Origin of the sequence: Ruminiclostridium sufflavum DSM 19573 (genome assembly GCF_003208175.1) — a bacterium.
In the GTDB taxonomy this organism is placed as follows: Bacteria; Bacillota; Clostridia; order Acetivibrionales; family DSM-1351; genus Ruminiclostridium; species Ruminiclostridium sufflavum.
Window position 1 is genome coordinate 14371 of the sequence record NZ_QKMR01000017.1, and the last position, 18813, is coordinate 33183.

Sequence of the window (18813 nt, forward strand, 5' to 3'; positions counted from 1 at the left end):
CCGAAAAACCGCATAAAATCAAGGAAATACAACCATTCATAAAATAAGAAGAGCCGCTCAGATAGTCCCGGAAGCCTCAGCAGCAGAGAGGATAAAGGACGTCATTGCGGCTCATGTATGTATTATAGCATTGCAGAATTCAGAAGTCGAGAGAGTCGGCGTGCTAACGAAATGTGCGAAACTCTTCTTTAGATAACGAGTAAAAACAAAAAGCCTTAAAAATCAAGCGTTCGTAGACATGTCCTCTCATAATACATCCGTGCGGGCAGCGTGCGAGATTGTCAAATTCAGCTTTGATTTTCACAAAGACCAAAGGGACAAAGCCCCATCTTTATAAAAATTGTGTCCCATTGGCTTAAAATCAAGGGTTTCCCGAAAATGAGGAAGCTCGTCGAGGATGCTTTTCAATGGGACAAAAAGCAGATAGATAAATCTATCAAAAGGGATTAAAAAAATTAAGCTGTTTCACTCGTAGCGGCTTCCTCTCCTGTGACGTTCTCTCCATTGTTGGAGGTCGATGACATCGGTGCTGAGTTCCTCTTGTCCAAGTCCTTCTTCATTTTAACGAATGCGACTACCTCCTTTTTATCTCTGTCACTCAGTTCTCTAAAACCATGTATTAGATTTTCTTCCATTTGTAATAATTCAATTCCATCAATAGGCTTAACCTCTCCCACCCTCGTCATTTCTGTCCCCTCACCAAAAAGCAACCAATCAGCATGAACGCCCAACAGGTTACAAATAACATAAAGCGAGTCGGCTTTAGGAAAAGACTTCTCTTTTACATAGTTTGTAATTGTATCTTGATTAATCCGAAGTTTTTCGGATATTTCTTTTTGTGAATATTTACTGTCTTTAATGGCTGTTTTTAGGCGTTCGCCGAATCCTATTAGCCCCATCATTTAAACCTCCCTTCTAAAAATCTGAAAAATATCGGATTTAATGGTTGACAAAATCTGAAAAATTTCGGATAATAGTAATTGGATAGATAAATACATCAAAAATATATTATCACAGCTTGTCTTCGATTGCGAGACTATTCTGGAAGAGTTTTCAAGACTACTTCTAAAAGCTGAGGCACATCCAACAAATGAGCACTCCTGTCTAAATGGTGCTAAAAATATTTTGGGAGGTGAGGACTTGAAACACGGTAAGTGTCCGACAAGGGCACAAAAAATAAGGCTTACGGATGTTGGTCTTAATTGTAAAAATTGGCTAGTTGTGAAGGCAACGACTCAATGTCTTGAAGTAGTACACAGACACACAGGAAATACAAGAAATATTCCAACGTCACTTGGAAAAAACAATAGTTCAAGGAGGTAAAAAATGAAAACAATACATCAATATCTTACAGAAAAGAAGGTAATGGCAGAACATAATCTTTTGTGCTATTCCAAGACTTATGGTATGGATACACCAAAGGAAGGTTATGAGGAAAAGTTTGCTGAAGCAATCAGGGATTGTGAGATTGTAGAGGAGCTTATTAAACTAGTTCAATTAAATAACGAAATTGCCCTTGTACGAACTACAGGGATATTATACAAGGGCAAAATGTTTTACAGTGGGGAACTGATTTCATATATCGGAGATAAGGTATTAATTGTCCCCAGCAAAGTTGGAGAGATTGACGTATTCAAAAGAGATAAGTGGATTTGTACTATTACTTTGAACGAGGATTAAAGTCAAGAAAGTCTGGCTCAGAAAGTTCGTCGTAATCATGGACGTGAAGGTCAACAAAACGCTCTGTAACAAAGTGAATGGCATTATTCCATTCTTCAAGGGTAATGATACCTTTATCCATTAGAATTTTCAGGAGAGCACGGGCTCCGATTTCATTAGCAAAAATTGAACTCGTAAGTCCAGTTACAAAGTTAGTTTTAGAAAGCTCTTGGATGTATTTTTCATGTTTAGTCAATATTTTCACCTTCCTTCGGTAATTGTTGGTAGCACATCAATTATATCACAGGGAGCAAGGAACTAATACAGGAAGGAGGACATTTAATGCAAAAAAGACAACTTACGCCGTTCGGAAAAACCGTAAAAAAACGGCTTGTTGAAAAAGGTATGACACAGGTTCGACTTGCCGAAGAGGTAGGAACAAGTAACAAGTATTTGAATTTAATCCTTTACGGAGACAGAACGGGTGAAAAGTATCTCGAAAAAATAATTTCAGTACTCGGTATTGACCCGGAGGAATTTAAAAAATCAGCATAAGGGGGAATTGATTTGAATAACATCAGTAGTTTTATTGCAGAGCTTGAAAGTCTAAGGTCAGACATGGGGAAAGGAAAGAATGCTCTTAATTCTGAAGATAAGAAGTTCATATTTGAGCGAAAGCTCAGAGAGTTCCAAGACAAAGAGGAGCAGCTTCAGGCAGAAATCCAAAGAGAGATTGAGGACTTCTTTGCCTACATGAATATGAAACAGGCAAGCATTGAGACTTTTAATGCAATAAAGGAATATGTAGAGGCTGAAATCAAAAAGCTTGAGCAATCTTTAAAGGAGCTTAATATCAAATAGTCGGAGGGATGGAATGTGTTTGGAGGCATAAAGAAAAGAGCGTCCACTCTCAAAGGAAACGCTCTTATCACGATAGCTGATGAAAACATTCATCCTCTCTATTCTATCAAGTGCACACAAAAATGTAAAGCGAGGAGGGACAGAGGATTTGGCGGAAACATTTATCACACTTGAACAGGCGGCAAAGCTTGAGGGTGTATCATATGAAACTATGAAAAAACGTATTCAGCGCAACCCGGGTGAATTTAAGATATCGAAAGAGCCGGGAGAGAATGGCGGCAAAGACCGAGTAACGGTTTCCCTTTCCTACCTCTCCTCGAAAGCAAGGAAAGCATATAAGGCTAGGCAGAAGGTAGACGTAGAAGGTACCAAAATGGAGCAGAAAAGTCAGGAGTCCCTGTGGTATTTAAACATTGACCTCAATTGGTACATTGAAAATCATAAGCGAGAATATTACGAAGCGGTCGAGCTCTCGAAACGTGTTCAGGAGTTCGTCGAATATGGAGAAGGTGAGCGCACGGCCTACGCAGAGACATTTGCCGAAGGGCTTGAAATCAGCAAACGGACACTTTACCGATATGCTGAAAGCTACCTCGAAGCGAGTGCATGGGCCGCAAAGCTTGAACATGAGGAAGGCGAATGCTTCGATTTCTTCAAGGTGCTTGCATTATGCAGGAAACCCAAGGAGTCAAACACATTCCCTAGCTTGACAGACGAACAGAGGGCTCTAATTGAGAACATATGGTTTGACAAGGAGTTTGCCAATAATGACGGCACGATTGAAATGCTTTTTTGGAAGTTCGAGGAGGTTGCTGAGCGTAAAGGATGGGAAGATTATCCTTCCATTAAGACTGTGGCTCGGTACATAAAATATCTTATGGACGAGCTTCAGGGACGAAACGCACACTATCTCGCAGCCAATGGCATGAGAGCGTTTAAAAATGCCCGGATGCTCAAGGGTAAGCGTGACACGACAGCACTTCAGGTAATGGAGTTTGTACAGGGCGACGAGCATACCTTCGATTGCTGGGTACAGTATACGCATCCGAACGGGAAAATAAAAGCAGTAAGGCCGAAGCTTGTCGCATGGCTTGACACTCGTTCGCGCTGCATCATGGGCGATGTGCTTTGTGTTGATGCTAACTCTCAGATACTAAAGGAAAGCCTAGTCAAGATGCTGTACTCCCATCCGGGAGGCGTACCGAAACACCTGCATATTGACAACGGAAAAGATTACACCTCAAAGACAAATACCGGGCAGAGCCGCAAGGAGCGACAGATGCAGGAGCTTGAGTTTGACAGCGAGTCAAAAGGCTTCTACCGTTCTATTGGGATTGATGAGTGGTCAAGGTCTCTACCATATGAGCCGTGGAGTAAAGGACAAATTGAGAGACTCTTCGGAACAGTCTGCTCCATGTTCACAAAATGGATGGCCTCTTATGTCGGAACACTGACCGGGTCGAAAACTTCGGGTAAGCGCAAGAAGGACATTTCCGGGATGCTTGAACGAGGTGAGCTTCTGACTATGGAAGAGTTTTACGAATGCTGGACAAAGTGGAAAAACGAGGTCTATCACAAGCGCGAGCACAGCTCCCTCAAAAAAGACCGGGAGAAATATATTACACCGATTGAACTCTTTGAAAAGGCTGAGCGTTACTATAAGGCGTCACCGCCGAGGGAATATGCAGCGATGCTCCTCCTAAAGGCAGACAGTTCCCTCGTCCGCAATCAAGGGATTTACAAGTTCGGAACACTGTACACAGCATATGAACTCTGTTACTACATCGGGCAGAACGTCAATATCAAGTGGGACATCGACGATGTCACAAGGCTCTATGTCTTTGACAAGAACGGAAAGAAAATATGTGAGGCTATCTCAGCTGAGCTCCTTCAGATTGCGCCCCGTGTTCCACAGGCAGCACTCGAAGAGCACATCAGAAAGCAGAAAACGCAGCTCCGCGATACCAAAGAAAAGCTTGAATGGTATCAGACGCCACATGAGCTTAGGGTACAGGATGAACAAGGCACTCCCACAGTGGTCGGCGGTGTAGACCTCACAGTCAAGGCTAAGAGGAATGACAAGCTCATTCAACTTCCCAATGATAAGGAGTTCCGTGAAGAGGTAAAGGCCGGAAGTATTTCTAAGAAGCAAAAGCAGCATAAGGAATCTGATGATGAATTTCTAAACAAAAAGGCTCAAACAGCCCTTAAACGGCTGAGAGCTTTAGGATAATAAAGGAGGATAACGGATATGGAAGCAGCAGCAAGAAACTATACAGGTGAAACAAGTACTCTTGCATACAAGGTAAATGAGTATAAAAAAAATAATGGTATGACGATTACAGAGCTTGCAAGTGCTATAAATTACTCAAGGTCAACCGTTTCCCGGTATCTCTCCGGGAAGTATGACAGCGACGCGACGGAGCTTGAAGCTAAGCTCACCGCCTTTCTCAAAGAAGTGACAGGCGAAGAGCTTGCAGCAGCAACCGCCGAGAAGTCGAATGTTGTTAACTTCACCAAGCGGAAGAGCTTTTTTGAAAGCCATGATGCACAGAATATAATCGGTGTATGCAGTTCCTGTCAGGAATATATCGGTCTCGGCATTGTTGTAGGAAAATCTGGATACGGTAAGACTCACGCATTGAAATACTACGCAAAGATGCCACGGGTAGCATACATTGAGTGTGACGACACGATGAGTTCAAGAGACCTTGTTGAAGCTATCGAAAGGGCTCTCGGTATTCCGACAACATATGGGACAATATGGAAACGTGTAAACGGAATCCGGGAATTTTTAAATGTTAATCGCGGATATCTCCTAATTATAGACGAGGCAGACAAGCTGATTAGCAAGTACACGCAAAAGAAAATGGAAATCCTTCGTGCTATTTTCGACCAATGCGATGTCGGCATGGTCATCGCAGGAGAGCCAAAGTTAGAAGCACAAATAAAATCCTATCTTGTACGCTTTGCAAACCGTGTTGATTTTTGTGCAAGACTGAGGGGTCTCTCCGGCAAGGAGGTTGAGAGCTTCCTAGAAGGCTATGAAATTGATGAGGATGCACTTGCCGAACTGAAAGCTCGGGCTTGCAACAATCAGACAGGCTGCTTCCGTTTGCTTGACCGTACACTAAACAATGTTTTCCGTATTCTGAAGGAGCACGGGAGTAATACAGTTACACTGGATACTATTAGCAAAGCATCCAGCATGATGATGCTTTAATCTCAAAATATTTGACAAGGAGGATGACTGATGAAAAGTCCAACATTAAAAATTGAAGAGGCCGTAATGGTAGGTCTTAACTGTATTGAACAGGGGCTCGACAGCAAAGCTATAGTTAAAAGTTTTATTCTAAAAGCAGTATCTCAGAACAGTATGCCTTTACAACAATCAACGCTTGAGGAATTACCAATAAGTATTTTTGAATTATTCCACAGCAAACTTGACATTGGATTTGAAATTCACGATGGGAAAATAACAAGTGCATCCATAGATAACTCAGAATATATTCAAAGCTTATTTCAATTAGCTGAAAAAGGGATTGATTTTGGAGACATGCCCGATTTTGGAATTATAAAGATGCTGAGAGGAGATGACAAACAATGGTAAGAACAAGAATCAAGGAGACTCCAACTTTCAGGTCATGGGAAGATGTAGACAATGCATTGAGAGAAATTGCTGAAGCAGAAATTGACCTTCTGGACATTGAGGGTGAAATGAACAAACAGCTTCAAGGTGTTAAGCTCACAGCAGCACAGGAGGCAAAGCCTATTCAAGAGCGTATAAAAGTAATCGGCAAGGACATTAAAGCCTTTGTCGAGGAACATAGAGGCGAGCTTGACGGCAAGACAAAGACATTAAATTTTGGAAAGACGGGTTTTCGAAAAAGTACAAAAGTTATGCTTCCCAAAGCTAAGGACAAACTTGCAGTAATAATAAAAAGTCTGAAGGCACGCAAAATGAATGACTGCATTTTAACGACAGAAACCATAAACAAGGATGTCCTAAAAAAGTATACAGAGGATGAAATTATCCGGGTTGGTGCAACACTGAAAAAAGAGGACACCTTTTGGTATGAAACTGACCGCGAAAAGCTGCAAGCTTTTCAGCAATAAGGGGGCGATATTGTGGCTGGAAAGGCTTACCGTGGCTATAATAATTCACACTACTCTATCCGTACAATTTGGGGACTTGCAAAGTCCCCGGAGCTATCTCTTGATGATGATGACCTGTATTGCATAATTGGTCGTGAAACAAAAAAGGATAGCATGAGAAAGCTGACACAAGGCGAAATTGATAAAGTATGCCGGGTACTCTCTAACATGAAGGATGATATTAAAAAGGCTCAGAGAGGTGGCAGATGCCAACGAACGGACGAAGGCGGGAATCCATTAACCGAAAGCCTTCGCCGCAAGATTTATGCTCTAACCGGGGAACTCGGATGGAATAGCAATAATGAGCGAATAAACGGTTTCGCAAAAAAGATGTTCAATGTAGACCGTATCGAATGGCTGACAGTTCAGCAGAGCCACAAGCTCATTGAGGCCCTAAAGAAGATGGTCGGCAGAAAGGAGGCGGCACATGACAACGAAAACGAAAAAACCAAAGAAAATGACCGCCCGCGAAAAGGCGAAACGGGCAGAGATTAAAAAGGAGCTTCAGGGAAAAGGTATCCTTCCACCTGACAAGCCTAAGCTCAACCGCAAGAAGTTTGCGGCGGAGGTCTGGAAAGAGTTTGAAGAAGAATGCACTGGGATTGAAGATATTTTTGAGCTCCATAAGTGCCTCGGATGGATGGTATCTGACAAGATGCACAAGGTGAATGAAGAACAGGTCGGGGTTCTGAAGCTTATGAAACTAACCGTTGAAGTGAAACGCTTCAAAAAAAGGCTAAGGGATGAAGGGCGTATCTCTTACAAGTTTGATGAAATTTATGAAATTATTAAACCCATTCTTAATTTATGAAAGATTATGTTTTAAAGGAGCGTGATATAAACAATGGTTAACACTGACATAGTAATGGAGTCTTTTTTGCAAGTTAATCTAAATAAGCTTTGCAAGGCACCGATTATAGTAGTTTACAAAAACGCATCTGATTATCCAGACAAGTATGTTGCAAGGCTATGGAATATAGATAAGCCGACACTGTTTGTTATGGTTAATGAACAAATTGAAGGCATAAGGAATAATATCCCAAAAAGTATGTTTAAAATAGAACGGACTCCGAGTGATGATTTGACTATAGTTGAATCTTACATATAAGAGCCTAATTGAGTTAATAAACTTTAGGAGGTCGACATGTCAAAAGCTATTTTAGAAATCAACATGCCTGACAACTGCTTGACATGCACTATTTCTTATTATGAAACATCGGACATTAGAGAAGAACTTTTTTGCCCTGTGCTAGGTGTTGAAATTGAGAATTATGTTGAACGGCATAAGGATTGCCCTTTGAAGGAGGTTAAAGAAGAAAAATGAAAATATACGTTGCTTCATCATGGAGAAACAATATACAGCCTTTCGTTGTAGAGGCACTAAGAAATGAGGGACATGAAGTCTACGATTTCAAAAATCCTGAACCCGGAAATCATGGCTTTCATTGGGGAGAAATTGACCCGGATTGGGAATCATGGTCTCCTGAGAAATTTAGGGAGGCTCTGTCACATCCAGTGGCAGAGTCTGGATTCAAACTTGATATGAAGGCTCTTAAAGAGTGTGATGCTTGTGTAATGGTACTCTCTTGCGGAAGGTCTGCTCACTTAGAAGCTGGTTACGCTATAGGAGCCGGAAAGCCCACGGTAATCATGCTACAGAATGGAGAGCCTGAGCTCATGTACAAAATGACACCGAATATCTGCTTAGATATTCAGGAGGTTGTCAAAAGTATAAACGCGATAAGCGATAAAAAAATACAAGGAGATGGAAAGATATGACAAAGGTTAACAAAAAAGGAATTGATGTATCAAAACATCAGGGCGTTATTAATTGGGACAAGGTAAAGGCTGCTGGAATAGAGTTTGCTATGCTGAGGGCAGGATTTGGCAACAACAATATTGACGGACAGTTTAAGAGAAATATTAAAGAGTGCAACAGAGTCGGCATCCCGGTTGGTGTATATTGGTTCAGCTATGCACTAAACGCTGAAATGGCGGCTCGTGAAGCATGGCAGTGTATCGAAGCTATAAAGCCCTATAAAGTAGAATACCCGGTTTGCTTCGACCTTGAGTATGATACTGTAAGATATGCAAAAGAAAAAGGTGTAAAGATTGATAAAACAAAGGCGACAACATTTGTAAAAGCATTTTGCACAGAGGTTGAAAAATCAGGCTATTTTGCCATGAATTATTCAAATCAGGACTATGCAAGGTCTATGTTTGACATGGATTATCTAAGTCGGTTTGACTTGTGGTATGCATACTATAACAAGAATTGCAGCCGTAATGATGCCGGATTGTGGCAGTATACAAGCAGTGGAAAGGTTACGGGGATTAACGGCAATGTTGACCTTGATATTGCATTTAAGGATTATCCGGCTATTATAAGAGGTGCCGGACTAAATGGCCTCAGCAAGACCGCTTCCTCTTCCAACAGTTCACAGGACAAGGCAAAGGCAATTGTAAAAGGTGGGAAAGTAAAAGTACTGAAAGCTATCCAGTACAACGGGCAGCCCTTCAAGACCTATTATAAGGAATATGATGTTATTAGTGTGAACGGAGATAAAGTTGTTATTGGTATTGGAAAGACTGTGACTGCTGCTGTAAAGGCTTCGAATCTTGCCGGACTGTAAAAAAGGAGGATAACCGATGGACACATATGCTGGACTAGCAAAGGAACTTACTCTTGAGCAAATTCCAGAAGGTCTGTATAGACAAATTGCAGAAGCAATCGGTGTTGAAAATTTTGTTGAACTGACACAACTTGTTGGTGGGGCTACGATTTATCTGCCGAAGACTGAGAGTGTTGTCCGTCCTGTTAGAGATGCAAGGATACGAGCTGAGTTTAACGGCTACAATCATTTAGAGCTTTCAAAGCGGTACGAAGTAACCGAGCGTTGGGTTCGACAATTGTGTGGAGAAGGACATGCTGAAGGGCAGCTTTCGCTTTTTGATTTTGAGGATGATGAAGGGTGATGAAAGGTTGTGGAGCAATGACAAATGAAACATTGATAAAAGCAATTGAACTTACCGAAAGCATTAACGAACTGGAAGATTTTATGTTTTGGTGTTCTGGCAAGCGTGAAGTGTTTAGATTCTATCCAGCATCGATAATAAAAATAAAGCGACGCTGGTGGTGCGGAGTAGATAGCAAAGAATATGAACTGCCAAAAAGATTGCAAGAAAAAATTGCAGAGTACATACAAGAAGAACTGAACCTGCTAAGAGCCGAAAGAGATAACTTGTAAACTATATTAGCAAAGTGGTTATAGTAGGCGATTCTTAGAAGTACTACATATATATGGTTCAAAAAAAACAAGGTAATATTAACCATAGGAGCTACGCTCCTATGGTTTTTTTATTAAAAATTTTATAGAGGAGGTTTCAAGCATGGAAACAATTCAGTCAACAGTCAGTGAGGCAGCCGTCACAATCGTACTTTCCCTCATTGGTCTCCTTGCAGCCTATGCCACCTATGGCATTCACAAGGTGACTCAAAAGGTAAAGACACAGACGGTACAAATTAAGGACGACACCGCTCGTCAGTTGCTCAGCAGTGCACTTGAGGATGTTGAGGAACTAACGGTTGTCACTGTAGCAGCTCTTGAACAGACCACTGCAAAACAGCTCAGAGAATTTGTTAAGGATGGCAAGGTCGACCGTGCCGAGCTCGTCGCGCTATCAAAGCAGGCAGCGGACGAAATTACCGCAGCAGTAAAGCCGGAGGCACAGAAAATCATAGAAGAAAACTTCGGCAGCTTTAGGGGCTATGTCTCCAAGCTTATTGAGGAAAAAGTTCTCAAGCTGAAGGCAATATCATCATAAAGGAGTGAGGGTATGGAAGCAAGTCAAATTTTCATGTTCGCGCTGCAAGTCATCACAACGCTTGTACTGGGACTGATAGGATGGAGTGTAAAAAGCGCAATCTCCGATATGAAGGACGCAATAAAAAAGAATGCGTTTGACATTGAAAAAGTAAAGACAGAACTTTCGGATTTGAAAAGCGACCTCCCTCTTGTGTATGTTCTGAGAGAGGACTTTATTCGAACACTAAACAATGTTGACAAGCAGATGCGGGACATGAACGGAAAGCTTGATAAAATAATACAGCTAAAGGCAGGTAAGGAGGGTTGACAACATGGATGAAATAAATGAGCTTGAGGTTAGCCGTAATAAAGCAATTCGAGGCTATATCATCCGAAGTCTTGTAAAAGGTCATCAAAACACGCTTCTTCTTCGGCAGATAACTAATTCACTGATAGCAGATGGAATGATTGTCTCCCCGGACATTAGCAAGCCGCTTGATTACCTCAGAGAAGGTGAATATATAACTTTTGTTGACAAGACGGTAAATGCATATAATGCATACAAAAAGGATGCAGTAATAAAACTCACGAAAAAAGGAGTTGACTTAGTCGAGGGGACAATCGACGACCCGGGAGTTGATGTGTAATGGCAGAAAGAAGACGTACAAGAGTAAGCTCAAAAGTCACGCAGCTGCCGGAAGATATAAAAGAGCAACTTGACGCGCAGCTGCTTGACACATCTAATACATATGAAGATGTTGCAAGGTGGCTGAAATCAAATGGTTTCAATATAAGCAAAAGTGCAGTTGGGCGTTATGCAATAAGAGCTAACCAAGCAGCTCAGCGTGTAGCCGAAACGCTTGAAAGGACAAAAGCAATCGCAGCAGCCGTTGAAAAAAATCCAGACCTTGACTTCACAAAGGCGTCAAGAATGGTATTGATGGACGGCTTGATGCAAAGGGTATCAACGGCAGAGGATGACTTTGCGGAAATGCCGCTCGACAAGGCCGGAAGGCTTATAGCTTCCCTTTCCCGTGTGGGAATATATGAGCAAAAGATTATACGCGATTATAAAAGTAAAATGGAGCTTGCTTTTGAAGCCCTTGAGGAAGACCTTATAAAGGCAATCAAGGCAGACCCGCAGATTACAAAAGAGCTTCACACTCTGCTTCAAAAAGCACGAGAGAAAATACTAACTGATGATTAAGTTAAAAGAGTACATTGATAAGCTCGAAGAGCCGGAAGACCGTGAGGAGATTGCAAATAAACAATATCAACGGGAGCTCTTTGTAAAATATGCGACACGGGAAGGAAAACACAAGGAAGAACGAGAGCAGCTTCTGAAGGAATTTAATGACGGAGCTGAGCTAACAGGTCAGAACGGACTGAGAAAACGTCTCGGAGCATTTGACCTTGAATATTTTGGTCGGGCTTACCTTCCCCACTATTTTGTCAGAGAGTCTCCAAAGTTTCACCATGAGCTTGATGACATATGGGAAGTAGGTGTAATGAAAGGCAAAAATGCCATTCGTGACGTAAAGGAAATTTCCAGAGCTGAAGGATGCCAGAGAGCAATTGAAGCTCCCCGTGGACATGCAAAGAGTACAACATTTACTTTTAAGGATACTGTACACGCTTCAGCTTATGGATATAAGCATTACATAATTATACTTTCAGACAGTTCCGAACAAGCTGAAGGATTTCTCACTGATATTAAAACTGAGTACGAGGAAAACGCTGCCCTGAAGGAAGACTTCGGAGATATGCATGGTAAGGTATGGAAGGCAGGAGTAATTCTACTATCCAACGGTGTAAAAATTGAGGCTATTGGCAGCGGTAAAAAAATCCGTGGTCGCCGTCACAAGCAATGGCGTCCCGACCTGATATTGTGTGATGACCTTGAAAATGATGAGAATGTCAATACACCTGAGCAGAGAAAGAAGCTTCGGAACTGGTTTTATAAGGCAGTATCAAAGGCAGGAGACACTTACACCGACATTGTGTATATTGGAACGCTTCTCCACTTTGATGCATTGCTTGCAAATGTTGCAAACAACCCAAGCTATAAAACTGTAAAATACCGTGGTGTCATAAGCTTTGCAACCAATGACAAGTTGTGGAACGCATGGGAAAGAATTTATACCGACCTTGCGAATGAGAACAGGCAGGAAGATGCAAAAGAATTTTATTATGCAAATCGTGAAGAAATGCTCGAAGGCACTGAGGTACTATGGGAAGCTAAGCTAAGTTACTACGACCTTATGGTTATAAGGGTATCTGAAGGTGAAGCATCGTTTAACTCTGAAATCCAGAATGACCCTATCGACCCTGAGAGCTGTTCATTTCAGGAAGAATGGTTTGACTTCTATGATGATGACGGAAAAATCACACCTGACTTTTCTGATTCAAAATTTTTGTTTATTGGCTCCAATGACCCATCACTTGGTAAAAACAAAAAGAGTGATACATCCTCAATTTTTGCACTTGCAAAAGATATTAAGACAGGATTTATGTATGTGGTTATAGCAGATATTGAAAGGCGCAAGCCTGACAAAATTATTGAGGATGCAATTGAAAATTCCAAGCGGTTAAAACGGGAATACAAACGGCCTTATTATAAGTTCGGTGTTGAAACAGTACAATTTCAATATTATTTTGCAGAGATTATGAGACAAAAGTCCGCTGAAGTTGGAGAGTATCTTCCTATTGAAGAGATAAACAGTGGTCAAAACAAGGATGCAAGAATACAAAGCTTACAACCATTTATAAAAAACGGCTATATAAAGTTCAGCAAGAAGCACAAGGCACTCCTGAAGCAAATGTTTGAATACCCAATGGGGAAATGCGACGATGCTCCTGACGGTCTTGAGATGGCTGTTAAGCTTGCACTATCTGTCAAGATAGGCACAAGGGTTGATTATAAGTCAGTAATAAGCAGAGCTCTAAAATTTACAAGCGGTTCGTATTAAGGAGGTGAGATGGTTTGAACGGAAATGAAAATCAACAAACAAAGCAACAGAAACCAAAGACTACAGCTTTGAAAAAGCCGGACTTCATGGAAATCGCAGTTGCTCAGGTTCAGGACAAATATTCCGGGTATCCGAGCAACGGCCTCACACCTGTCAAGCTTGCGAACATATTCAGGGAGGCCGACGCTGGGGATGTTCTCCGTCAGATGGAGCTCTTTGAAGAGATGGAAGAAAAAGACCCTCACCTCTTTTCGCAGCTTCAGACACGAAAGAACGCTGTCACTGGTCTTGACTTTGAAGTCATTCCCTTTGATGCGGATGATGAGCGAGACAAGCAAATCGCCGAGTTTGTAGCACAGGAAATAGAAAGCCTCGAAAACTTCGAAGATATTGAAATGGACTTGCTTGATGCAATCGGCAAGGGCATTGCGGTCTCTGAAATTATATGGGACTATGACGACGGACATGTAGTTATAAAAGATATTAAGAACAGACATCAAAAGCGGTTTTTTTGGGACACTGAGGACAACTTCAAAGTGGTAACTAAGGAATCTCCGGGCGGTATAATCATCCCTGAAAACAAGTTCATTGTTCACCGCTACAAAGCCCGCAGCGGACATCCGTCAAGAGCGGGCGTTCTGAGAGTAGTAGCATGGATGTATTTGTTTAAAAATTACGACCTGAAGGACTGGGTCAGCTTTTGTGAAATTTTCGGGATGCCGCTAAGACTGGGGAAATATTCTCAAAGTGCAAGCGAGGACGAAAAACTTGCCCTAATGCAAGCACTAGTCCAAATAGGTTCCGATGCAGCGGGCGTCATCCCGGATGGGACTGAGATTGAGTTCAAGGAGTCCAGCAAGACTTCAAGCATTGATGTATATGAGCGGCTCGCCCGCTATTGTGATGAGCAGATGTCAAAGGCTATACTCGGACAGACGCTCACAAGCGATTCGGGCGGCGGCAGCTACGCACAGTCAAAGACACACAATGAAGTCAGGCACGACCTCACAGTCGCAGACTGCAAGGCACTAGCTGCTACTCTGCGGCGTGACATTATCCGTCCCCTTGTACTTTTTAATTTTGGAGAAGACAGACGCATCCCCTATATCCGTTATGATTGTGAGGAAGCCGGAGACCTGAAGGAAACCGTTGAAATATATGAGACGCTCATTTGCAACATAGGGCTAAAGGTTCCGACCGCTCACCTGTACAAGAAGTTTTCCATTCCGAAGCCAGAAAACGGTGAGGAGGTGGCCTCACCCAATAAAGCCTCCTTTCCGCTTCCTATGAAGGAGCAGACGGCGGAGGTTGTCGCTAATGATGCGACGGCAGCTGAGACCGAAAATGTTGAGCTCAAGGAGCCGTCAGCCGGAAATGCTGGAACTCAGCAGCGTATTGACAGTCTTGCAACGGCAGCCGCTAAGCAGAGCTCGGGTCTGTTTAAAAAGCTATTCGCCCCGGTTCTTGCAATGCTTGACAAAGCAGAAAGCCTTGAAGACATCAAAAAGCTTTTTGAGGACGAGAAGCTCGTCGGACAGCTTGCCGGGAAAATGGATGTAAGTGATATTGAGGAGCTCCTTCAAAAGGCGATGCTATATGCAGACCTTGAGGGGCGGGTGATAAATAATGAATGAAATCGAAAGCATTGTCTCCCGTAACAAGGAGATAACCTTCGAGGAGGCGGTCGAATACTTCAAGGGTAAAATCCCAGTTACAGCGAAGCAATTCTATAAAATAGCGCAGGATTATCAGTCCCTCGCCTTCACCGTATCAGGGTATACAAAGGTTCAGGTCTTGAAGAAATTTCACGACGAGCTCCTACAGGCAATAAAGGACGGAGAGACAATGAAGAGCTTCAGGGATAAAATGAATACCTTCCTTGAGGCTGAGGGTTACGAAGGAATAACGAACTTTCAGGCAGACAACATTTTCAGAACAAATACGCAAACCGCTTACCAAGTCGGACATTACAGACAAATGACCGACCCGGATGTTTTAAGGCTCCGGCCCTATTGGCTTTATGATGCCGTGAATGACAAGAAAACACGCCCTTCTCACCTTGCGCTGGATGGAAGGGTTTTCCCGGCAGACTCCCCGGTTTGGGATGTATGGTATCCGCCCAACGGATTCCGATGCCGCTGTACTGTCCGTTCTCTTTCCAAAAGGCAGGTTGAGCAGCAGGGGCTTGAGGTTGAGACAGAAGTTCCGAAGGCGGCGGAGCTCAAGGACGGACGCTTTGTAAATGTCCTGCCTGACCCGAGCTTCTCTACAAATCCCGCAAAGGTACAGTTTGCACCTGACCTCAAGGGCTACTCGGAGACGCTGGTTAAAGTGTACAACAAACAGGCAAAAGGCAAGAAATAGTTATTTGCACTTTATAGCCCCTGTGAGCGATGGAAAGGTTAGAGAATGTAATCTTACCACTCTGAAAAATAACGGACGTTAGCACGCGTACTAACGGAGTTTAAAACGATTTTACAATCAATACAGTAGTGAGGTGAGCAAATGTCAAAAATATTCGCTTGTAGCGGAGGTCAATCCGAATTAAAGGGAGCACCTGAAAAAGTTAAACTCCTCCCTATCGGACATGTAAAGAGTCAAAAGGGCGACTTTGATGTCGATGAGGAAAGCTTCCGCCTGATGAAGGAGAAGTTCCAAGAAAGGGGTCTCGACATTGTAATTGACTATGAGCATCAGACTCTCAAGGATGTACAGGCTCCTGCGGGTGGATGGATTAAAGATTTATCCATTGAGGACGGAGCGATTGTTGCAAAGGTTGAATGGACTCAACAGGGAAAGAAGTATCTCGAAAATAAGGAATATCGCTATCTCTCTCCCGTTGTTCTTGTCAGAAAGTCAGACGGCAAAGCAATCGTTTTGCACTCGGCAGCATTGACGAACACACCCGCCATTGACGGGATGTTTCCAATAATAAACGCTATAAAAATTGAGGATTATGAAGGAGGAAACAGCATGGATATTTTAAAACAGCTCGCAGCTCTTTTGGGGCTCGGTGAGGATGCAACAGAAGAACAGGTCATCGAAGCATTGAAGACACTAGCTGCGGATGCAAAAAAGCTCAAGGAACAGGGTGACAAAAAGCCTGAAGGCGGCAGTTCTGAAACTGAAGGAAAGGTCGTTTCAAATAAGGTGATTTGTGAAATGCTCGGCCTGAAGGCAGGAGCAAAGACCGAAGACGTGGCTGCCGCAATTTTGGCTCTCTCAAGCAATAAGCCGGAAGGCTCTGTTTCTGAGAAAGAATTCAAAGAGCTTAAAGATAAAATAGCTCTCAGGGATGCGGGTGATGCAGTTCTCATGGCCTTGAAGGCCGGGAAGCTGACTCCTGCTCAAAAGGATTGGGCGACACAGTACGCACTCAAAGACCCGGATGGCTTCAAGTCATTCGTTGAAAAAGCTCCACAGGGTATCCCGATGGGTGAGCTTGAACTTGAGACTGAGACAAAGCAAAACAAAGAGAAACGCTTCGACGCTGAGACGCTGCTTGTCTGCAAACAGCTAGGCGTAAATGAGGACGACATCAAGAAGTACGGGAAGGATGTGAAATAATATGGCATTAACAGCAGGAAGAGACACGCCGGAGCTTGCCGAAGGCGGGAAGCGTATTGTTCTCCCGGTTGCTGCGGGAGCGGTTATCTTTGACGGAGGTCTTGTCGTGCTTGATGCGAGCGGCAATGCAAAGGCCGCTGTCAAAGCTGAGGGCCTGACGGCAGCGGGCCGTGCTGAGGAATACAGCGACAACACAAGCGGCGCAGCCGGAGACAAGACTGTCAAGGTCAGAAGAGGTGTCTTTGTTTGGAACAATACCACGACAGCAGCCAACAAGGTAAAACCTGAGCACGTTCTGAAGGATTGCTATATCGTGGATGACTGCACGGTCTCCTCAGTGGCAACGGGCAGCTCAAGGGCAGGAAAAGTTATTGCAGTAACGGACGACGGTATTGCCGTCGAAACCCTGTAACGGGGAGAAAAGGAGGAATCAAACACTATGATAGTAAATCAACAATCACTCAGAGGCATTTATACCGGGTTCAATATTATATTTGCAAAAGCCTTTGATGAGACAAAACCCCTTTATGACAGAGTGGCGACGGTTGTACCTTCCATCACAGGGGAAGAATCATACAAATGGCTCGGTACAATCCCAATGATGCGTGAATGGATTGGAGACCGTCAGATTAAAAGCCTTACAGCGTCAGACTATACCATCAAAAACAAGGATTTCGAGGTTACGGTCGGAGTTCCCCGCAACGATATTGAGGATGACCGCATCGGGCTTTACAGCCCTTCGATTCAATCCCTCGGCCAGAGTGCAGCCCTGCATCCAGATGAGCTTGTCTTCGTACTGCTTCCGGGTGGGTTCACAAATAAATGCTATGATGGGATGCCGTTTTTCTCAGATGCCCACAAAGTCGGAAAAAAAACTATCAGCAACAAGGGAACCGCTAAGCTTTCGCCGGAATCCTATGCAGCAGCAAGATCGGCTATTATGTCTATGACGGACGAACACGGCAAACCTCTCAAGATTATTCCAGACCTTCTTGTCACTGGCCCGGCTTTAGAAGGCGAGTCAAGAAAAATACTTCTTGCCGACCAGATTGACGGGACGACAAATGTCCTGAAGGGAACGGCAGAACCTCTTGTTGTGCCAGACCTTGCGGGATATGACTCCATGTGGTTCCTGCTCTGTACCAAGAAGCCCGTCAAGCCTCTAATATATCAGGAAAGACAGAAGCCGAAGTTTGTGACAATGGTAGCCGATAACGACGAGAATGTTTTCATGAGGAAGGAATTCCTTTACGGAGCCGATTCTCGCGGAAATGCAGGTTATGCCTTCTGGCAGATGGCATATGGCAGCGACGGCTCGGCACAGTAAAGTAAAGGAGTGAGTCGGAGTGATATATTGTGAGACCTCAGAAGTCCGCTCAATGATAAAGGATGATGCTTTAAACACTATAATCGGCAGCGATTACATAGAAGACGAGGCAGAGCGTGAGGCAAAAATTGTCCCTATTATCGAAGGAGCAATTTCGGATGCCGAGGCAGAGATTGACGGATATCTCGCAAAGAGATATTCCCTCCCTCTCTCTTCCGTCCCCCAAGTTGTGAACAAGTTCGCGAAGGATATCTCTATATATAACCTGTATTCACGTATTGGCATAGACGAGAATGACAGAGAAAAGAATTATCTCAACAGGTACAAAGCGGCGGTTCGTTTCTTTGAGCTCCTTGCAGACGGTAAGGTCGAATTAGGAATAGTAGATACAGCCAAAGCAGCAAAAACAGGCTTTACAATATCATCAAGTCTGCGTCTGTTCTCACGGGATAAGCTAAGGGGGATGTAA

General features: G+C 43.3%; 29 protein-coding genes. 27 read left to right on the forward strand and 2 right to left on the reverse strand.

The features are described from left to right. Positions 1-455: 455 nt before the first annotated feature. The gene (locus tag LY28_RS13560; protein ID WP_110462732.1) at positions 456-902 is read right to left on the reverse strand and encodes a helix-turn-helix domain-containing protein; all 447 of its coding nucleotides are present in this window, start codon (positions 900-902) and stop codon (positions 456-458) included. A gap of 238 nt (positions 903-1140) precedes the next feature. Here LY28_RS13560 and LY28_RS13565 point away from each other — a divergent pair, with 238 nt between their 5' ends. Both LY28_RS13565 and LY28_RS13570 read left to right on the forward strand, forming a co-directional pair. After that, complete coding sequence (locus LY28_RS13565; RefSeq protein ID WP_110462733.1) at positions 1141-1323, forward strand: DUF6906 family protein; 183 nt, start codon at positions 1141-1143, stop codon at positions 1321-1323. Between the two features lie 3 nt (positions 1324-1326). Continuing rightward, on the forward strand, positions 1327-1680 hold the full coding sequence (locus LY28_RS13570; protein ID WP_110462734.1) for a hypothetical protein: 354 nt from the start codon (positions 1327-1329) through the stop codon (positions 1678-1680). Here LY28_RS13570 and LY28_RS13575 read toward each other — a convergent pair. Beyond that, on the reverse strand, positions 1661-1915 hold the full coding sequence (locus LY28_RS13575) for a hypothetical protein (protein WP_110462735.1): 255 nt from the start codon (positions 1913-1915) through the stop codon (positions 1661-1663). The two genes, LY28_RS13570 and LY28_RS13575, sit on opposite strands and share 20 nt — an antisense overlap. Positions 1916-2001: 86 nt before the next feature. Between LY28_RS13575 and LY28_RS13580 the strand changes: the two genes are divergently transcribed. The 25 genes from LY28_RS13580 (at position 2002) to LY28_RS13700 (ending at position 18813) form a co-directional block, all read left to right on the forward strand. After that, positions 2002-2214 carry a helix-turn-helix domain-containing protein gene (locus LY28_RS13580; RefSeq protein ID WP_110462736.1) on the forward strand — a complete coding sequence of 71 codons (213 nt, stop codon included), beginning with the start codon at positions 2002-2004 and terminating at the stop codon, positions 2212-2214. Positions 2215-2226: 12 nt separating this feature from the next. Next, positions 2227-2520 carry a hypothetical protein gene (locus LY28_RS13585; RefSeq protein WP_110462737.1) on the forward strand — a complete coding sequence of 98 codons (294 nt, stop codon included), beginning with the start codon at positions 2227-2229 and terminating at the stop codon, positions 2518-2520. Between the two features lie 148 nt (positions 2521-2668). Continuing rightward, the gene (locus tag LY28_RS13590) at positions 2669-4753 is read left to right on the forward strand and encodes a Mu transposase C-terminal domain-containing protein (protein WP_207658100.1); all 2085 of its coding nucleotides are present in this window, start codon (positions 2669-2671) and stop codon (positions 4751-4753) included. Between the two features lie 18 nt (positions 4754-4771). Then, positions 4772-5743: an AAA family ATPase gene (locus LY28_RS13595; protein ID WP_110462738.1), complete on the forward strand. Its 972-nt coding sequence runs from the start codon at positions 4772-4774 to the stop codon at positions 5741-5743. A gap of 30 nt (positions 5744-5773) precedes the next feature. Further along, complete coding sequence (locus LY28_RS13600) at positions 5774-6130, forward strand: hypothetical protein (protein ID WP_110462739.1); 357 nt, start codon at positions 5774-5776, stop codon at positions 6128-6130. After that, positions 6124-6636: a host-nuclease inhibitor Gam family protein gene (locus tag LY28_RS13605; RefSeq protein WP_110462740.1), complete on the forward strand. Its 513-nt coding sequence runs from the start codon at positions 6124-6126 to the stop codon at positions 6634-6636. Before LY28_RS13600 ends, LY28_RS13605 begins: the two co-directional genes overlap by 7 nt. Before the next feature lie 12 nt (positions 6637-6648). Beyond that, entirely contained in the window at positions 6649-7170 is a 522-nt protein-coding gene (locus LY28_RS13610; RefSeq protein WP_110462741.1) for a regulatory protein GemA, read from the forward strand. Continuing rightward, positions 7103-7486 carry a hypothetical protein gene (locus tag LY28_RS13615; protein WP_110462742.1) on the forward strand — a complete coding sequence of 128 codons (384 nt, stop codon included), beginning with the start codon at positions 7103-7105 and terminating at the stop codon, positions 7484-7486. Before LY28_RS13610 ends, LY28_RS13615 begins: the two co-directional genes overlap by 68 nt. Before the next feature lie 33 nt (positions 7487-7519). Further along, complete coding sequence (locus LY28_RS13620) at positions 7520-7783, forward strand: hypothetical protein (RefSeq protein ID WP_110462743.1); 264 nt, start codon at positions 7520-7522, stop codon at positions 7781-7783. Between the two features lie 36 nt (positions 7784-7819). After that, a complete protein-coding gene (locus LY28_RS13625) occupies positions 7820-7999 on the forward strand; it encodes a hypothetical protein (protein WP_110462744.1) in 180 nt (59 codons plus the stop codon). Further along, positions 7996-8454 carry a TIR domain-containing protein gene (locus LY28_RS13630; protein WP_110462745.1) on the forward strand — a complete coding sequence of 153 codons (459 nt, stop codon included), beginning with the start codon at positions 7996-7998 and terminating at the stop codon, positions 8452-8454. The genes LY28_RS13625 and LY28_RS13630 overlap by 4 nt, the downstream gene beginning before the upstream one ends. Beyond that, a complete protein-coding gene (locus LY28_RS13635; RefSeq protein ID WP_110462746.1) occupies positions 8451-9308 on the forward strand; it encodes a glycoside hydrolase family 25 protein in 858 nt (285 codons plus the stop codon). Before LY28_RS13630 ends, LY28_RS13635 begins: the two co-directional genes overlap by 4 nt. A gap of 16 nt (positions 9309-9324) precedes the next feature. Then, complete coding sequence (locus LY28_RS13640) at positions 9325-9651, forward strand: Mor transcription activator family protein (RefSeq protein WP_110462747.1); 327 nt, start codon at positions 9325-9327, stop codon at positions 9649-9651. Next, entirely contained in the window at positions 9651-9923 is a 273-nt protein-coding gene (locus LY28_RS13645; protein ID WP_110462748.1) for a hypothetical protein, read from the forward strand. The genes LY28_RS13640 and LY28_RS13645 overlap by 1 nt, the downstream gene beginning before the upstream one ends. A gap of 142 nt (positions 9924-10065) precedes the next feature. Next, positions 10066-10500 carry a hypothetical protein gene (locus LY28_RS13650; protein WP_110462749.1) on the forward strand — a complete coding sequence of 145 codons (435 nt, stop codon included), beginning with the start codon at positions 10066-10068 and terminating at the stop codon, positions 10498-10500. A 12-nt stretch (positions 10501-10512) separates the two neighbouring features. Continuing rightward, on the forward strand, positions 10513-10809 hold the full coding sequence (locus tag LY28_RS13655; protein ID WP_207658101.1) for a hypothetical protein: 297 nt from the start codon (positions 10513-10515) through the stop codon (positions 10807-10809). Between the two features lie 4 nt (positions 10810-10813). Next, a complete protein-coding gene (locus LY28_RS13660) occupies positions 10814-11128 on the forward strand; it encodes a hypothetical protein (protein ID WP_110462750.1) in 315 nt (104 codons plus the stop codon). After that, positions 11128-11688 carry a DUF3486 family protein gene (locus LY28_RS13665; RefSeq protein WP_110462751.1) on the forward strand — a complete coding sequence of 187 codons (561 nt, stop codon included), beginning with the start codon at positions 11128-11130 and terminating at the stop codon, positions 11686-11688. The genes LY28_RS13660 and LY28_RS13665 overlap by 1 nt, the downstream gene beginning before the upstream one ends. Next, the gene (gene terL / locus LY28_RS13670) at positions 11681-13450 is read left to right on the forward strand and encodes a phage terminase large subunit (protein WP_110462752.1); all 1770 of its coding nucleotides are present in this window, start codon (positions 11681-11683) and stop codon (positions 13448-13450) included. Before LY28_RS13665 ends, terL begins: the two co-directional genes overlap by 8 nt. 14 nt (positions 13451-13464) lie before the next feature. Beyond that, positions 13465-15084: a DUF935 domain-containing protein gene (locus LY28_RS13675; protein WP_278303638.1), complete on the forward strand. Its 1620-nt coding sequence runs from the start codon at positions 13465-13467 to the stop codon at positions 15082-15084. After that, on the forward strand, positions 15077-15814 hold the full coding sequence (locus LY28_RS13680) for a phage head morphogenesis protein (RefSeq protein ID WP_110462753.1): 738 nt from the start codon (positions 15077-15079) through the stop codon (positions 15812-15814). The genes LY28_RS13675 and LY28_RS13680 overlap by 8 nt, the downstream gene beginning before the upstream one ends. A 141-nt stretch (positions 15815-15955) precedes the next feature. Further along, complete coding sequence (locus LY28_RS13685) at positions 15956-17017, forward strand: phage protease (RefSeq protein ID WP_110462754.1); 1062 nt, start codon at positions 15956-15958, stop codon at positions 17015-17017. A 1-nt stretch (position 17018) separates the two neighbouring features. Beyond that, positions 17019-17429, forward strand: coding sequence for a hypothetical protein (locus LY28_RS13690; protein WP_110462755.1), 411 nt, complete (start codon positions 17019-17021; stop codon positions 17427-17429). A gap of 27 nt (positions 17430-17456) precedes the next feature. Continuing rightward, positions 17457-18344 (forward strand): Mu-like prophage major head subunit gpT family protein, encoded by an 888-nt coding sequence (locus LY28_RS13695; protein ID WP_110462756.1) that lies wholly within the window; start codon positions 17457-17459, stop codon positions 18342-18344. A gap of 19 nt (positions 18345-18363) precedes the next feature. Next, positions 18364-18813, forward strand: a complete 450-nt coding sequence (locus tag LY28_RS13700; RefSeq protein ID WP_110462757.1) for a gp436 family protein — start codon at positions 18364-18366, stop codon at positions 18811-18813.

Coding starts and splice junctions, on each gene's coding strand:
- LY28_RS13695 (WP_110462756.1), top strand. CDS start 17,457: ATGATAGTAAATCAACAATCACTCAGAGGCATTTATACCGGGTTCAAT.
- LY28_RS13605 (WP_110462740.1), top strand. CDS start 6,124: ATGGTAAGAACAAGAATCAAGGAGACTCCAACTTTCAGGTCATGGGAA.
- terL (WP_110462752.1), top strand. CDS start 11,681: ATGATTAAGTTAAAAGAGTACATTGATAAGCTCGAAGAGCCGGAAGAC.
- LY28_RS13615 (WP_110462742.1), top strand. CDS start 7,103: ATGACAACGAAAACGAAAAAACCAAAGAAAATGACCGCCCGCGAAAAG.
- LY28_RS13640 (WP_110462747.1), top strand. CDS start 9,325: ATGGACACATATGCTGGACTAGCAAAGGAACTTACTCTTGAGCAAATT.
- LY28_RS13595 (WP_110462738.1), top strand. CDS start 4,772: ATGGAAGCAGCAGCAAGAAACTATACAGGTGAAACAAGTACTCTTGCA.
- LY28_RS13625 (WP_110462744.1), top strand. CDS start 7,820: ATGTCAAAAGCTATTTTAGAAATCAACATGCCTGACAACTGCTTGACA.
- LY28_RS13690 (WP_110462755.1), top strand. CDS start 17,019: ATGGCATTAACAGCAGGAAGAGACACGCCGGAGCTTGCCGAAGGCGGG.
- LY28_RS13560 (WP_110462732.1), bottom strand. CDS start 902: ATGATGGGGCTAATAGGATTCGGCGAACGCCTAAAAACAGCCATTAAA.
- LY28_RS13685 (WP_110462754.1), top strand. CDS start 15,956: ATGTCAAAAATATTCGCTTGTAGCGGAGGTCAATCCGAATTAAAGGGA.
- LY28_RS13580 (WP_110462736.1), top strand. CDS start 2,002: ATGCAAAAAAGACAACTTACGCCGTTCGGAAAAACCGTAAAAAAACGG.
- LY28_RS13600 (WP_110462739.1), top strand. CDS start 5,774: ATGAAAAGTCCAACATTAAAAATTGAAGAGGCCGTAATGGTAGGTCTT.
- LY28_RS13645 (WP_110462748.1), top strand. CDS start 9,651: ATGAAAGGTTGTGGAGCAATGACAAATGAAACATTGATAAAAGCAATT.
- LY28_RS13635 (WP_110462746.1), top strand. CDS start 8,451: ATGACAAAGGTTAACAAAAAAGGAATTGATGTATCAAAACATCAGGGC.
- LY28_RS13655 (WP_207658101.1), top strand. CDS start 10,513: ATGGAAGCAAGTCAAATTTTCATGTTCGCGCTGCAAGTCATCACAACG.
- LY28_RS13620 (WP_110462743.1), top strand. CDS start 7,520: ATGGTTAACACTGACATAGTAATGGAGTCTTTTTTGCAAGTTAATCTA.
- LY28_RS13680 (WP_110462753.1), top strand. CDS start 15,077: ATGAATGAAATCGAAAGCATTGTCTCCCGTAACAAGGAGATAACCTTC.
- LY28_RS13665 (WP_110462751.1), top strand. CDS start 11,128: ATGGCAGAAAGAAGACGTACAAGAGTAAGCTCAAAAGTCACGCAGCTG.
- LY28_RS13570 (WP_110462734.1), top strand. CDS start 1,327: ATGAAAACAATACATCAATATCTTACAGAAAAGAAGGTAATGGCAGAA.
- LY28_RS13650 (WP_110462749.1), top strand. CDS start 10,066: ATGGAAACAATTCAGTCAACAGTCAGTGAGGCAGCCGTCACAATCGTA.
- LY28_RS13660 (WP_110462750.1), top strand. CDS start 10,814: ATGGATGAAATAAATGAGCTTGAGGTTAGCCGTAATAAAGCAATTCGA.
- LY28_RS13630 (WP_110462745.1), top strand. CDS start 7,996: ATGAAAATATACGTTGCTTCATCATGGAGAAACAATATACAGCCTTTC.